Origin of the sequence: Burkholderia cepacia GG4 (assembly GCF_000292915.1) — a bacterium.
In the GTDB taxonomy this organism is placed as follows: Bacteria; Pseudomonadota; Gammaproteobacteria; order Burkholderiales; family Burkholderiaceae; genus Burkholderia; species Burkholderia cepacia_D.
In genome coordinates this window covers 2,160,957-2,173,961 of sequence record NC_018514.1, presented here as the reverse complement: position 1 = coordinate 2,173,961, position 13,005 = coordinate 2,160,957, and the positions used below count along the sequence as shown (strand labels likewise).

14 protein-coding genes are annotated in these 13,005 nt (G+C 66.9%); 6 read left to right on the top strand and 8 right to left on the bottom strand.

The genetic code is table 11. The annotated features are described in order from the left end of the window. Nucleotides 1-60: 60 nt before the first annotated feature. Nucleotides 61-264: a hypothetical protein gene (locus GEM_RS30565; protein ID WP_187293259.1), complete on the bottom strand. Its 204-nt coding sequence runs from the start codon at nucleotides 262-264 to the stop codon at nucleotides 61-63. On the opposite strand from GEM_RS30565, the gene GEM_RS25350 reads away from it, so the two are divergent. From GEM_RS25350 to GEM_RS25330, 5 genes are all read left to right on the top strand, one after another. Further along, the gene (locus tag GEM_RS25350) at nucleotides 263-1,162 is read left to right on the top strand and encodes an IclR family transcriptional regulator (RefSeq protein ID WP_014900271.1); all 900 of its coding nucleotides are present in this window, start codon (nucleotides 263-265) and stop codon (nucleotides 1,160-1,162) included. The two genes, GEM_RS30565 and GEM_RS25350, sit on opposite strands and share 2 nt — an antisense overlap. Before the next feature lie 292 nt (nucleotides 1,163-1,454). Then, nucleotides 1,455-2,582: a porin gene (locus tag GEM_RS25345; protein ID WP_014900270.1), complete on the top strand. Its 1,128-nt coding sequence runs from the start codon at nucleotides 1,455-1,457 to the stop codon at nucleotides 2,580-2,582. Nucleotides 2,583-2,621: 39 nt separating this feature from the next. After that, nucleotides 2,622-2,834, top strand: coding sequence for a DUF3311 domain-containing protein (locus GEM_RS25340; RefSeq protein ID WP_014900269.1), 213 nt, complete (start codon nucleotides 2,622-2,624; stop codon nucleotides 2,832-2,834). Further along, entirely contained in the window at nucleotides 2,831-4,309 is a 1,479-nt protein-coding gene (locus tag GEM_RS25335) for a sodium:solute symporter family protein (protein WP_014900268.1), read from the top strand. Before GEM_RS25340 ends, GEM_RS25335 begins: the two co-directional genes overlap by 4 nt. A 103-nt stretch (nucleotides 4,310-4,412) precedes the next feature. Next, nucleotides 4,413-5,885, top strand: a complete 1,473-nt coding sequence (locus GEM_RS25330; RefSeq protein WP_014900267.1) for an amidohydrolase family protein — start codon at nucleotides 4,413-4,415, stop codon at nucleotides 5,883-5,885. 50 nt (nucleotides 5,886-5,935) lie between these two features. Here the strand turns inward: GEM_RS25330 and GEM_RS25325 are convergent, their stop codons facing one another. Both GEM_RS25325 and GEM_RS25320 read right to left on the bottom strand, forming a co-directional pair. Then, nucleotides 5,936-6,268: a putative quinol monooxygenase gene (locus GEM_RS25325; protein WP_014900266.1), complete on the bottom strand. Its 333-nt coding sequence runs from the start codon at nucleotides 6,266-6,268 to the stop codon at nucleotides 5,936-5,938. A gap of 250 nt (nucleotides 6,269-6,518) precedes the next feature. Beyond that, nucleotides 6,519-7,154: a GNAT family N-acetyltransferase gene (locus tag GEM_RS25320; RefSeq protein ID WP_272148405.1), complete on the bottom strand. Its 636-nt coding sequence runs from the start codon at nucleotides 7,152-7,154 to the stop codon at nucleotides 6,519-6,521. Nucleotides 7,155-7,189: 35 nt separating this feature from the next. Between GEM_RS25320 and GEM_RS25315 the strand changes: the two genes are divergently transcribed. After that, nucleotides 7,190-7,573, top strand: a complete 384-nt coding sequence (locus GEM_RS25315; RefSeq protein WP_014900264.1) for a hypothetical protein — start codon at nucleotides 7,190-7,192, stop codon at nucleotides 7,571-7,573. 109 nt (nucleotides 7,574-7,682) lie between these two features. Here GEM_RS25315 and GEM_RS25310 read toward each other — a convergent pair whose 3' ends face one another. The 5 genes from GEM_RS25310 to GEM_RS25290 all read right to left on the bottom strand — a co-directional run bounded on the left by GEM_RS25310 (nucleotide 7,683) and on the right by GEM_RS25290 (nucleotide 12,768). Beyond that, nucleotides 7,683-9,242 carry a methyl-accepting chemotaxis protein gene (locus tag GEM_RS25310; protein ID WP_014900263.1) on the bottom strand — a complete coding sequence of 520 codons (1,560 nt, stop codon included), beginning with the start codon at nucleotides 9,240-9,242 and terminating at the stop codon, nucleotides 7,683-7,685. 267 nt (nucleotides 9,243-9,509) lie between these two features. Beyond that, the gene (locus GEM_RS25305; protein WP_014900262.1) at nucleotides 9,510-9,920 is read right to left on the bottom strand and encodes a VOC family protein; all 411 of its coding nucleotides are present in this window, start codon (nucleotides 9,918-9,920) and stop codon (nucleotides 9,510-9,512) included. Between the two features lie 22 nt (nucleotides 9,921-9,942). Further along, nucleotides 9,943-10,500 carry a hypothetical protein gene (locus GEM_RS25300; protein WP_014900261.1) on the bottom strand — a complete coding sequence of 186 codons (558 nt, stop codon included), beginning with the start codon at nucleotides 10,498-10,500 and terminating at the stop codon, nucleotides 9,943-9,945. Between the two features lie 125 nt (nucleotides 10,501-10,625). Continuing rightward, complete coding sequence (locus tag GEM_RS25295; RefSeq protein WP_014900260.1) at nucleotides 10,626-11,396, bottom strand: ABC transporter substrate-binding protein; 771 nt, start codon at nucleotides 11,394-11,396, stop codon at nucleotides 10,626-10,628. A gap of 142 nt (nucleotides 11,397-11,538) precedes the next feature. Next, on the bottom strand, nucleotides 11,539-12,768 hold the full coding sequence (locus GEM_RS25290) for a cyanate transporter (protein WP_014900259.1): 1,230 nt from the start codon (nucleotides 12,766-12,768) through the stop codon (nucleotides 11,539-11,541). Nucleotides 12,769-13,005: the final 237 nt, after the last annotated feature.

Below are 13,005 nucleotides of genomic sequence, written 5' to 3'. Positions count from 1 at the left end.
GTGCGTCATTGACGCGGACTCTAGCCAACCATATTTCGGAGCGTCAATTTAGAATTCTGCTCACCGGGATAAATTTCTGAAAAATTCCATTGAACGGAATGATTTGAAGAAGCGCCTGAAAATCGTTCCGTTCAATGGAGGACGGCCAAGCGGTGAAAAGCGCGCGTCAATCCCGTGCACACCCGGATGCCCGCGGCATTCCGGCGAGACGACAATGGCGGCTCGCATATTCCGTTCATTGAAATCATCGAGGAGAGCCGGCATGCAGGAATCCCATTCGCCCGGAACGTCGCCGGCCGCGCGCATGTCGGACCCGGACGAGGACACCGCCGCCGAGGTGGCCGATGCGGCCGGCGCGGCGGGCACCGGCATGCTGCAGCGTGCATTCGCGATCCTGCGCGCACTGGCCGGCATGCAGCAGGACGGCGTGCGCGTCACGCACCTCGCGAAGGCCGTCGGCCTCACGCAGGGCACCGCGCACCGGATCCTGCAGTCGCTGATCGCCGAAGGGATGGTCGAGCAGGACGAACAGTCGAAGCTGTACCGGCTGAGCGTCGATTTCTTCGCGCTCGCCGCGCTGGCCGGCAACCCGAGCAGCATGCGCACGCTGTGCCGGCCCGCGCTGCTGCGGCTATGCGCGAGTCTCGGCGAGACGATCTTCCTGCTCGTGAAGAGCGGTTTCGACGCGGTGTGTCTCGATCTGTGCGAAGGGCCATTCCCGATCCGGTCGTTCACCGGCGACATCGGCGGGCGCGTCGCGCTCGGCGTCGGACAGGGCAGCCTCGCAATCCTCGCGTTCCTGCCGGAAGCCGAGCGCGAGGAAGTGATCCGCTTCAACGTGCCGCGCGTTCGAGGCTACGGTGTGCTCGACGAGGTCTACCTGCGCACCGAGATCGAACGCGTGCGCCAGCTCGGCTACGCGGGCCGCAACAGCGGCGTGCTCGACGGGATGGCCGGCGTCGCGGTGCCGATCCTCGACCGTACCGGTTATCCGGTCGGCGCGCTGAGCGTCGGTACGCTGGCGTCGCGCCTCGGCGACGACCGGATGCCGATGGTCGTCGAACTGCTCAGGCGCCAGGCCGCCGCGATCGGCCCGCGCACGAACCCGTTCGATGCCGCATTACGGCGGCCGATGCACGGGCTATCAGGGAAAACCGTATAGGCGCCTCGCGCGTCGCCGTTTCGTCAGCTTGCTTACGCGAGCCATTCACGTCTGAGCAAAACACGCCCCGTCCAGCGGGCCTGCTTGCTTTCTATTTGCTTTCATGGTCGCGCCTACCCCTCCATTCGTCCCCTATTCGATTTTCAACTGCCGGCCAGTTGAACATTTCATTTCTTGATGCGATTGCGGCTGGATACCATCCAGCCACTGTCCATGCAAGCCGACCGGCGCGTATGGCCAGCATCAACAAAACACAACATCGACAAGACGGTTTGGAGAGGAGATGACGGAGATGGTGCGAATGATGGGTACGAAGACGGGCGCCGCGTGCATGAGCGCGGCCATCGCGATGTTGTTCGCCGGCGCCGCGCACGCGCAGTCGACGGTGACGCTGTACGGGATCGTCGACGCCGGCGTGACCTACACGAACAACGCGAAGGGTCATTCGCTGTGGCAATTCACGGGCGGCAACGAATCGGGCCCGCGCTGGGGCTTGATCGGTTCTGAAGATCTCGGCGGCGGCCTGAAGGCGAACTTCCGGCTCGAGAACGGCTTCAACGTCGCGAACGGCGCGCTCGGGCAGGGCGGCCGGATGTTCGGCCGCTCCGCATGGGTCGGCCTGAGCGGCGCGAACTGGGGCGCGGTGACGCTCGGCCGCCAGTACAACTCGACCCAGGACATCCTCGGCTCGCTGCAGATGAGCAGCTTCCTCGCGCAGTACTCGACGCACCCGTTCGACAACGACGACATCAACAACACGTTCCGCACCAACAACGCGGTCAAGTACGTGTCGCCGACGATCGCCGGCCTGCAGGCGAACCTGATGTACGGGTTCTCGAACGCGACGGGCTTCGCGAACGACAACAGCTGGAGCGCGGGCGTCACGTATGCGCACGGGCCGCTGAACGCGGGCGCCGCCTATACGCGCGTGAACCATCCGGCGGCCAGCGCGACCGGCGCGGTCGCATCCGACAACTACTACCCGGGATCGGCGTCGGTGTTCGGCGCCGGCCTGTCGAGCGCGGTGCGCCAGCAGATCTGGGGCGCGGGCGCGAGCTACGCGATCGGGCAGGCGACGCTCGGGCTGCTGTACACGGGCTCGAACTTCGGCCAGGCGACGGGCGGCGCGCTGCGCTTCAGCAACTACGAAGGCAGCGTGCGCTACCTGATCACGCCCGCGCTGATGGCCGCGGCCGGCTACACGTATACGAAGGTCTCGCGCGGCGGCGACGACGGTCACTATCAGCAGGTGTCCGCCGGCATGCAGTACCTGCTGTCCAAGCGCACCGACGTGTACGTGAACGGCTTCTACCAGAAGGCGTCGTCGGGCGTCGGCCATGCGTGGATCGACGGTACCGATGGTCCGTCGACGACGACGTCGCAAGTGGCGGTGGTGGTCGGCATCCGCCAGAAGTTCTGATGTTCTGACGCGTTCGCGTGTCTTCCGGAGGAGACTCAAATGAAATTCAAATTGTTGCTGGCGGCGCTGCCGTTCGTCGGGATGTACACCGGCGGCTCGATCGCGGAGGTGCGGCCGCTGCTGTTCGGGCTGCCGTTCCTGCTCGTGTGGAACCTGATCTGGATGGCGGCGACTGCCGCGATCCTCGCGATCCTGTTCCATCTCGACGAGCGCGACGCGGCCCGCGACGGCCGCACGGGAGACGCGCGATGAACGCATCGATCATCATCATCGCGGCGTTCGCCGTGTTCGCGCTCGCGATCGGCGTGAATGCGCGGCGCGGCCGCAAGCTCACGCTCGAACAGTGGGCGGTCGGCGGGCGCGGCTTCGGCTCGCTGCTCACGTTCCTGCTGATGGCCGGCGAGGCGTTCTCGACGTTCTCGTTCCTCGGCGCGAGCGGCTGGACCTACAGCAAGGGCGTGCCCGCGTTCTACATCCTGTCGTACGGCTGCCTCGCGTTCGTGATCGGCTACTGGATGCTGCCCGCGGTGTGGCGCTATGCGAAGGAGCGCGGACTCGTGTCGTTCGCCGATTACTTCGCGTCGAAGTACGACAGCCGCGCGATCGGCGTGCTGGTGTCGGTCGTCGCCGTGTTCGCGATGGTGTCGCTGCTGATGATCCAGTTGCGCGGCCTCGGCGTGATCGTGTCGGAGATGTCGTACGGGCTGATTCCGCAATCGGCCGCGATCTGGATCGCCGCGACGCTGATGGCGGTCTACATGGTCGTATCGGGCATCCACGGCTCGGCGAGCATCGCAATCTTCAAGGACGTGCTGATCCTCGCGATCGCGATCTTCCTCGGCCTGTACCTGCCGATGCACTACTACGGCGGCCTCGGCGAGATGTTCGCGAAGATCGACGCCGCGCATCCGGAGCTGCTGCGCATGCCCGAGCACGGCTTCAACCTGAGCTGGTACAACTCGACGATCCTGCTCACGTCGCTCGGCTACTACCTGTACCCGCACGGCTTCACCGCGATCTACGTCGCGAAGGACGAACGCGCGCTGCGCCGCAACGTGATCCTGATGCCGCTGTACCAGGTGCTGATCGCGTTCCTGTTCCTCGTCGGCTTCGCGGCCGTGATGACGGTGCACGGGCTCGAAGGTGCACAGACCGACCTCGCACTGCTGCGCCTCGTGAAGCAGACGTTCCCCGCGTGGTTCGTCGGCATCGTCGGCGGCACGGGTCTGTTGACCGCGCTGGTGCCGGGCTCGCTGATCATGCTGAACGCGTCGACGACGATCGCGCGCAACATCTACCGCGAAGGCTTCGCACCGAATGCGACCGACCGCGAGGTGACGCGCGTCGCGCGGATCGCGCTGCCGATCTTCACGCTGGTGGTCGTCTACTTCGTGCTGCGCGGCGGTGCAACCTTCGTCACGCTCGCGATCTTCTCGTCGAGCCTGCTCACGCAGCTCGTGCCGATGCTCGCGTCGAGCTTCCTGAAGCGGCCGTTCGGCACGCGGGAAGGCGCATTCGCGGGGATCGTCGCCGGTGCGATCGTGATCGCGATGACGAACTACTACGGCGTGACGCTCGCAGCGCTGTTCCCCGGCGCATCGAGCACGCTGACGTCGATCAACCCCGGGCTCGTCGCGCTCGCCGCGAACGCGGTGGTGTTCATCGCGATCAGCGCGGTACAGCGCAAGCTGAAGGCACGGGTGGCAGCGCCGGTCGGCTCCGCGTGACCACGCAGGCGGGATGTCGCCGTCGAGCCGCCGGGCAGCCGCCCGGCGGTTTTTCCGTTCGACGGCATCCCGATCATTCAGAACCACAACAGGACACTCATCGATGACTACCGAGGACCAAGCCGCCGGCACGCGCGAAGCGATCGACACCCTGATCGCGAACGGCTGCGTGATCACGATGGACCCGCAGCGGCGCGTGATCGAGAACGGCGCGGTCGCCGTGAAGGGCGACCGGATCGTCGCCGTCGGCGACACCGCCGAATTGCAGGCGCGCTACCGCGCCGCGCGCACGATCGACGCGCGCCGCAAGGCCGTGTTGCCGGGCCTGATCGATTCGCATGCGCACGCGGGCCACGCGATGCTGCGCACGATCGGCGGCGCGGACGGCGACGCCTGGTCGGCCGCGGCCGAGACGATCTACACGCGCGCGTCGGACGAGGCGTTCTGGGAAACCGAATCGCATCTCGCGGCGCTCGAACGGCTGAAGGCCGGCGTGACGACGGGCGTGTCGCTGCTCGGCGGCGGCAACTCGATCATGCGCGTCGACGATCCTGTCTACGCGCGGCGCCATTGCGACGCGGTCGTGCGCACCGGCACGCGCTCGATCGTCGCGGTCGGCCCGTCGCGCCCGCCCGCGCCGCGTGCGTACACGCGCCACACGCCGGACGGCAGCGACACGCGCGACATCGACTTCGACACGATGTACGACGTATGCGAAGACATCATCGACTCGTGCCACGGCGATGCCGACGGCCGAATCAAGATCGCGGTGACACTGCCGGTCTACGGGCCGGAGCATGACCCGGAGCTCGCGCAGTACGAGCGCGAATTCCGCGACCAGGCTGCGCGCTACGGCGCACTCGCGCGCGCGCGCGGGCTGACGTTCACGCAGGACGGGCACCGCGCGGGCACGCTCGCGTTCGCGCATCGCGAGCTCGGGCTGCTCGGCCCGACGTCGTTCATGTCGCACAGCATCGACCTGACCGATGACGACATCGCCGCGTGCGTGGAAACCGGCACCGCGATCATCCACAACCCGAGCGCGATCATGTCGATCATCGGCCGCTGCCCGGTGCCCGAACTGATCGATGCGGGCGTGACGGTCGCGATCGCGTCGGACGGCGCGGCGCCTGATCGCGGCTACGACATGTTCCGTCACATGTGGCAGTGCATGCACTACCATCGTCGCCATTTCCGCGACCCGGACGTGCTGCCGCACGGCAAGGTGCTGGAGATGGTGACGATCGACGCGGCGAAGGCGCTGTCGCTCGATCACGAGATCGGCTCGCTGGAAGCCGGCAAGCTTGCCGACGTCATCCTCGTCGACCTGTTCCGTCCGCACATGATGCCGATGAACATGCCCGTGTATCGCGTGACGTGTTTTGCGAACGCGGCCGACGTGTGCATGACGATGGTCGGCGGCCAAGTGTTGATGGAGGATCGTCGCGTGCTGTCGGTCGACGAGAACGAGATTCTCGAACGCGTGATGGAGGTCGCGGCGACCATGATCGAACGTAGCGGGTTGCGGCGCCTGCTCGACGAGCCGAAGACGCTGTGGGGGCGCAGTCACTACTGAGCGATCGCATGCGGACGACGCCGGACCGGTTCGGGCCGGCGTCGTTCCATCTACGCGACACTGTCGGGCGCCAGCCGCAGCACCTTCGCGGGTGCGGCCCTGAACGCCGCGGTCCGTGCGTCGTTGGCGATCATGTGAGGCGTCACGTCGTGAGCGGCCAGCGCTTGTGCCGATGCCCAGCGTTCGATCAGCACGAAGCCGTTCTCGTCGCCGACGACGGGATGCAGGTTGTACTGGCGACACCCGGGTTCGGCCCGCACAATGGGCGCCAGGCGTTCAAATGCGGCAATCTGCTCGTGACGCTTTCCGGGAAGGGTTTGAATCGAGACGACGAGCAGCACCTCGTGCTCGCTGCTCCGGCTTCGACGATCGACTTCGTTCATGGCGACTCCTGGCTAATGTGATGCCGGAGCAAGCATGGAGCCGTCAACGCGAAGCGCCCCGTCGCTTGCCGGCGGGCGCTGGTGACATGCAGCTGCGAAGGTTACCGCGTGCGTATCCCGGACGACCCACCGTTGCCGATGGGCGTCGTCGTGATGACCGTTGCGAGGGAAATCGGATCGAGCTGCATGGATTCAAGATGACCCGATGGGTCAGGACGCGTCAATCGCGCAGGGTTCGCCAGCCCTGGCGTCAGCGACGGTAGATGAACTCCAGGTCGGCCGATTCGCCGACCTTGAAATCGTACGTGCCGACCCGCTTGAAGCCCGCCTTCTCGTAGAAAGCGATCGCCTTCGTGTTGCCGGACCACACGCCTAGCCATATCGGGCCGGGGCGCTCCGCCGCCAGATAATCCAGCGCGGAGTCGAACAATGCGCGTCCGGCGCCGGTTCCCTGGGTACTGCGCCGAAGATAGATTTGATGGATCTCCCCCGAACCGTCCGCGACTTCCGGGTGCGGGAGCTTGCACGGTCCTGCGTGCGCATAGCCGACGAGCCGGCCGTCATCGCTTTCGGCGACCCACGTCCGGCACTGCGGATCGTTGAGCTGGCGCGTGACCGTTTCCACCGAGTAGCTGTCGGCCTCGTATGCGGCAAGATCGTTCGGCGGGTAGTCGATGCCGTATCCGTCATGCAGAAAGGTTTCGCGAAACGTGTCGCGTTTCAACTCGGCAAGCGGGGCGGCATCGGACGGGGTCGCAACGCGGATCAGCATGGGGAATGTCTCGGTTCGGTGATCGGACGGACAGTGTATCCCCGGGTGGTAGTGGGCGCGCGAGCCGACGCATCGGCACGGCAACAAAGCCGATGGTTGGCCGCCGATGGACATGCTAGGATTTCCGTCAAACAACTTCGGAGACTGCTATGCCGTTCATCTGCGAAAACGTTGAATGTCGTGCCGTGCTGGCGCGCGGGCAGGTCAGGTCCCAGCAGGATGACGCGGGATGGTGCTTCTATTGTCCGGACTGCAAGGCCAGGAACGAGTTGATGACTGTCGGCACGGCCGGTGGCTCCGTCGAGCTGGTTCAGCCGGAGCGAGCGAGCCCGCCGCACAAGGTCGTCGCGACGGCCCGGCCACTGGACGACGGCAGCTACGCGGCGCAGTTGCGTGTTCAGCGGGCGCTGGCGGTGAGGGGAACCTACGCGGCCGAAGAGCACTGGGAGCAGCTCGGTGTATTCCCCGATGCGCAGGAGGCCGTCGCGCATGCGCAGTCTTTCGCGACGGACCTGCTGGAACGGGCAGTCTAGACGCGAGCCGTACACCGGACGATCCCCATTTTGCCGGCAACGACACCGGGCTGCGGCCCGGTGTCGTGAGGTGTCGGTCACCCCGCAATCCGGAGCCGCGCCGCTTACATTACGCCGCCGCTTCGCGAAGACGGAATTGCGCGACGGCATCGCTCAGCCGCGCGCCCTGATCCTCGAGCGACAGCGCCGCGGCGGCCGCTTCCTCGACCAGCGCGGCGTTGCGCTGCATCGTCTGCTCCATCTGGATCACGGCGGCATTCACCTGCTCGATACCGGCCGACTGCTCGTCGAACGCGATGCTCGTTTCGCCCATGATCGCGTTCACACGCTCGACCGCGGCGACGAGCTCGGTCATTGCCGAACCTGCGAGCGCAACGAGACCGCTGCCGTCTTCGACGCGTTGCGTCGAATTGCCGATGAGTTCGCGGATTTCCTTCGCCGCCGCCGCGCAGCGCTGCGCGAGCCCGCGCACCTCGGTTGCGACTACCGCGAAGCCGCGCCCCTGTTCGCCCGCGCGTGCCGCCTCGACGGCGGCGTTCAATGCGAGGATGTTCGTCTGGAACGCGATGCTCTCGATCACGCCGACGATGCCGGAGATTCGCGCGGCGCTGTGTGATATCGCCGACATCGTTTCGACGACGCGCTGCATCGCGTCTCCGCCCCTCGTTGCGATGCCGGCCGCGCCCGCTGCATAAGTGCGTGCATCGCGCGCGTTGTCCGCGTTCTGGCGTACGGTTGCGGTCAGCTGCTCCACGCTCGCCGCGGCCTGCTGCAGCGATACCGCCTGCTGCTCGGTGCGCGCGGAAAGATCGACGTTGCCGCTCGCGATCGTGCGGACGTCGCCGACGATCGTCTCCGTGCTCGTGCGCACCTGGTTCACGGTGTCGACGAGACCGTCCTGCATCCGCTTCAGCGCATGCAACAGGTACGCCATTTCGTTTTCACCGGGAATGACGACCGTGCCGGTCAGGTCGCCTTTCGAGATCCGGTCGAAATGCGCGACGGCGAGATGGATCGGCGCGATGATCGCCTTCGTGAGCACGCGCTGCGCAACGAAGCCGACGACCAGCGCGAGCGCGGCCACCGCCGCCATGGTCCACACGATCCGCTGAAAGCGCTCGCCGGCCGCATCGTAGCGGGCCTTCTGGCGAGCGACCTGGAACGTTTCGAGCGCGTCGATCGCTTCCTGGTAGGCGGCGAACAGCGCCGGCGGTGCAGTGCGGTGCGTGTCGAGGAAGTCGAATGCGTTGTCGTGGTCGAGTTGCGACAGCGCCTTCAGGAACACTTGGTCGAGCAGCGTGCGGCGGCGATTGCGAAGCGTGTCGAACAGGGTCTGCTCGCCGGCGTCGCGTACATGCAGGCGCGCGTACGCGTCCAGTTCGTCGTCGCTCTGCTGGAGGAGCGTATGGAGCTGCGCGATTTCCGCCTTGGCAGGCTGGCCGGCGCTGATGATCTGCGCGACGTCGCTCACGCGTTCGCGTAGCACGAGCATGCGTTCCGAGCTGGTTTTCAGGTGCAGCAGCGACGCGGTGTCGTCGCGGTACATCGCCTCGAGCGAGCCGTTGCCGGCGTAGAGCGCGGCGATGCAGGCGCCGACGACCAGCACGAGCAGCACGGTATAGCCGGTGACGGTGGCGACGAGGCCACCGCGGATAGTGAGTTTTCGCATGACGTTCCCTTGCCGCAGGCCCGCAGGGCGGCCGACGGCGGAGATGGATTCCGGATCACGAACGACGACGGGCGCCGCGTCGCAATGCGGGGCGCCTGGACTGCGAACGGGTTAACGGCGGCGGGGAACGGAAGTTTTTATCTGCACGCGACGCGAATCTGGACGGCTGCGACAGAAGGGTGAGGCGGAGGGCGGAGGCGGTGTCGTGGAGAACGGCGTGCCGATTGTCGGGGCCGCAACCCGAATCGTACCGCGGCCCCGGCTCCGCTACCCGCCGTCGGGCAGCCGCGACCGGATCTCGGCAGTCGACAGGTCGCGCCGGTGCGTGGCGATCTGCCAGGTGTTTCCCCACGGATCCCTGACCATCGCTCGTCTGTCGCCGTATGGCATGTCGGCCGGCGCTTCGAGCGAAATTGCATTCGCGCCAAGCGCTCGCCGATAGGTCGAATCGGCGTTCTCGACGTAGACGTACAGGAACGCCGGCATCGCATCGCGAACGCCGTCTCCGCCGCTCACCATCACGACGGAATCGCCGATCCGGAGTTCGGCAGGCAGTCCGGGGCGGAATTCGCCTTGCGCGTGAAACACCGACCTGATGAAGGCGACCAGGTGCTCGGGATCGGGCACGACGATCCGAGGCGTGACGGTATGCCACCCGTCGGGCTGGAACTTGACCATGTTGCGCAACCTCGCGAGAGGGTCACGCAGGTATTGTCCTCCGGGCGCGCGGTGTCCGCAAAAGGCGGGGAGCGCTCGCTTGCCGGCACCAAGGTAGCGGGCAATGCGGCGATTCGCCGAGGTGGGCGGTAATGGCACGAAACGCCAGGATGTCCTGCTCGGACAAGCGTCGTTCCAAGGGCAGCACGGGTTTGGCTCCCGGGGTGCGATCGTAGATGTAGCGATAGACGACGCCGCCACCACTGTGTACGTCTTGCCAGATCTCGAACGAACCGTAACGGCCGTCCGTGTAGGTGATGGTGATGCCGATGGACGGCACGGGTGGCGTTTCCATGAGGCCGCGCCAGCCGCTACGACGCGCGTCGATCCACTGCGCCAGAACGAGGAGCTGTTGCCGGTTCAACGGTACCGGTTGCCCATGCCGGTATCCGTTGGCCGATGCGATCGGCAGCGTATCGATCGTTTTGTCGCAGCCGGCAACGCCGAGCATCAATGACGCGACGATCAGCCAGCCGAGCAATGAACGGACAAGAGGTGGCATGTTCTTCGAACCCGGAAGTCGGCCGGCTTCGGTCAACATAATCGAACGCGCTCACGTTGTGGATGCGCATATATACCGACATACCGACGACGCCCGTTTCGGTGCACGCATTTTCCACCCGCCACCCGCCACCCGCCACCCGCCGCGGCCGCCGCGTCCGTCCGTCAGTTATAGATATCGAACGAGAAATACTTCTTTGCGATCCGCTGATACGTCCCGTCCTGAATCAGGCTCGCGAGCGCCTGGTTGATCTGCGTACGGAGCGCGTCGTCGTCCTTGCGCATGCCGATCGCCGAGCCGACGCCAAGCGTCTTCGGATCATGCAGCGCCGGCCCCGCGAATTCGAAGTTCGCGCCCTTCGCGGTCTTCAGGAACCCGAGATCGGCCTGCACCGACGACTGCAGCGATGCGTCGAGGCGACCGGAAATCAAATCCTGATAGACGAGATCCTGGGTCTGGTACGTGCGCACGATCACACCTTTCGGTTCCCAGTACGTGCGCGCATAGGTTTCCTGCGTCGACCCCTGCTCGACGCCGACGCTCTTGCCGGCGAGCGACTCGGCCGTCGGCTGCAGGTTCGAGCCGCGCCGCGCGACGAGGCGCGGCGGCACGTTGTTGATCTTGTCCGTGAACGCGATCTGCGTGAGGCGCTTCTCGGTCACGCTCATCGACGACAGCACGCCGTCGAACTTGCGCGCCTTCAGCGCCGGGATCATCCCGTCGAATGCGTTCTCGACCCACACGCAGCGCACCTTCATGCGTTCGCAGATCGCGTTGCCGAGATCGATGTCGAAGCCGACGAGCTTGCCGTCCGGCGCGAGCGATTCGAACGGCGCGTAGCTGGGATCGACGCCGAGGCGCAGGACCGCCGGATCTTTCGCGGCAGCGGCGCCTGCCGTCAGCGCGAGCGCGACGGCGATGACGAGTTTTTTCATGATTGTCTCCATTACCGATTGATGTTGTTTGTGGTGAAGCGAACGTGCGGCCGGTGGGCGTGACGGCCCGCGCCCGGCCATGCGCGGGCGGCTGGACGGTCGCCGGACGATGCCGGCGGCCGTCCTGATCAGGGAATCCGGTTCAGTGCGCGGCGCCGGTGAGGCGCGCCATGCTGCGCCGATAGCTGGCGGGGGAGAACGCGGCGTTCAACGCGGCCATCGACGCGATCACGCCGATATGCATCCACCACGCGATCGCGAAGCCGCCGCCCGCGTCGCGCAGCCAGCCGATCAGCCAGGGGCTTGCCGCGACGGTCAGGAAGCCGACGCCTTGCACGAACGCGGCGAGCGCGCCCGCGAGCCGCGCATCGGGCAGGTGGTCGAGCGTGACGATCAGGCTCATCGAGAAGAAGCCGCCGAGCCCGAGGCCGACGCTCGCGACCCACATCCACGGTGCGAGCGCGGGCATCGTCGCGAAGCCGACGAAGCCGGCCGCCTGCAGCGCGAGCGTGAGCCACAGCACCGGGCGGCGATCGTGCGAACGCTTCGCGAGCAACGGCATCGCGAGCGCGCCTACCGCCTGGAACAACGCCATCCACGCGAGCAGGTTGCCGCTTGCCTGCGGGCTCATGCCGACGCTGCGATAGAACGCGGCCAGCCACGCGACGAGGCTCGCGTAGCCGCTGTTGCTGAGGCCGAAGAACAGCGCGAGCTGCCATGCGCGCGGAATCCGCACGAACGCGCTGACGGGCGCCGCTGCTGCTGCCGCCTGCACGGTGTCGCGCGGCGCCTTCGCCCGCCACAGAGCGAGCGTGACGAGCGCGGGCAGGGCCCACACCGACAGCGACAGACGCCAGCCGCCATGCGCGGCGAGCCACGGGCTCGCGACCGCGCCGAACGCGCCGCCGCCGACCAGCGCGGCCGAATAGAGGCCCATCGCGAGCGGCAGCCGGCCGACGAACCAGCGTTTCGCGAGGCCGGGCGCGAGCGACTGGACCACCGCGACGCCCGCGCCCGCGACGATCGCCGTGACGACCAGGCCGGTGCTGCTGCCGGTCCACAGGCGCGCGGTGCAACCCGCGGCAATCAGCGCCAGCGCGGTGCTCAGCGCGCGCTGCTCGCCGATGCGCCGCGCGAGTCCGACGCCGATGCCGGCGACGACGCCCATCAGCACGAACGGCAGCGTGGTCAGCAGCGCGGCCGCCCGAAAGCCGAGGCCCGTGTCGGCGCGCACGAGGTCGAGCACGGGGCCGAACGCGGTCAGGAACGGGCGCAGGTTGAGGCCGGCCAGCACGAGCAGCGCGAGCGCGCCATAGGCCACGGAAGCCGCGTGCGGGCGGGGAACGGCTTGCGCGGTGCCGGGGTCGGTCATCGGAGTGCTCCAGGGGAGGGCCGGTGGCCCGGTGATGCGATGCCGAAAGGGTAAAGGCGTGCTTGTCCAGTTGAAAATTAAATATTCGACTGGGTATCAGTGCGGAATGCGATGGGGCGGCGCGGCGTGATGGGGCCGGATGGGCGCGGCTGCCGGGGCGGGCGGTGCGGCGCCGGCGGGCGCGTCGGCCGGTGCGCGATGTTGCGCGGAGGAGGGGCGCGCCGGCAACGAGCGAAC

Bases quoted from the DNA above. Each gene is read 5' to 3' on its own strand.
- GEM_RS25350 (WP_014900271.1), top strand. From the start codon at position 263: ATGCAGGAATCCCATTCGCCCGGAACGTCGCCGGCCGCGCGCATGTCG.
- GEM_RS30565 (WP_187293259.1), bottom strand. From the start codon at position 264: ATGCCGGCTCTCCTCGATGATTTCAATGAACGGAATATGCGAGCCGCC.
- GEM_RS25345 (WP_014900270.1), top strand. From the start codon at position 1,455: ATGGTGCGAATGATGGGTACGAAGACGGGCGCCGCGTGCATGAGCGCG.
- GEM_RS25340 (WP_014900269.1), top strand. From the start codon at position 2,622: ATGAAATTCAAATTGTTGCTGGCGGCGCTGCCGTTCGTCGGGATGTAC.
- GEM_RS25335 (WP_014900268.1), top strand. From the start codon at position 2,831: ATGAACGCATCGATCATCATCATCGCGGCGTTCGCCGTGTTCGCGCTC.
- GEM_RS25330 (WP_014900267.1), top strand. From the start codon at position 4,413: ATGACTACCGAGGACCAAGCCGCCGGCACGCGCGAAGCGATCGACACC.
- GEM_RS25325 (WP_014900266.1), bottom strand. From the start codon at position 6,268: ATGAACGAAGTCGATCGTCGAAGCCGGAGCAGCGAGCACGAGGTGCTG.
- GEM_RS25320 (WP_272148405.1), bottom strand. From the start codon at position 7,154: ATGTCCATCGGCGGCCAACCATCGGCTTTGTTGCCGTGCCGATGCGTC.
- GEM_RS25315 (WP_014900264.1), top strand. From the start codon at position 7,190: ATGCCGTTCATCTGCGAAAACGTTGAATGTCGTGCCGTGCTGGCGCGC.
- GEM_RS25310 (WP_014900263.1), bottom strand. From the start codon at position 9,242: ATGCGAAAACTCACTATCCGCGGTGGCCTCGTCGCCACCGTCACCGGC.
- GEM_RS25305 (WP_014900262.1), bottom strand. From the start codon at position 9,920: ATGGTCAAGTTCCAGCCCGACGGGTGGCATACCGTCACGCCTCGGATC.
- GEM_RS25300 (WP_014900261.1), bottom strand. From the start codon at position 10,500: ATGTTGACCGAAGCCGGCCGACTTCCGGGTTCGAAGAACATGCCACCT.
- GEM_RS25295 (WP_014900260.1), bottom strand. From the start codon at position 11,396: ATGAAAAAACTCGTCATCGCCGTCGCGCTCGCGCTGACGGCAGGCGCC.
- GEM_RS25290 (WP_014900259.1), bottom strand. From the start codon at position 12,768: ATGACCGACCCCGGCACCGCGCAAGCCGTTCCCCGCCCGCACGCGGCT.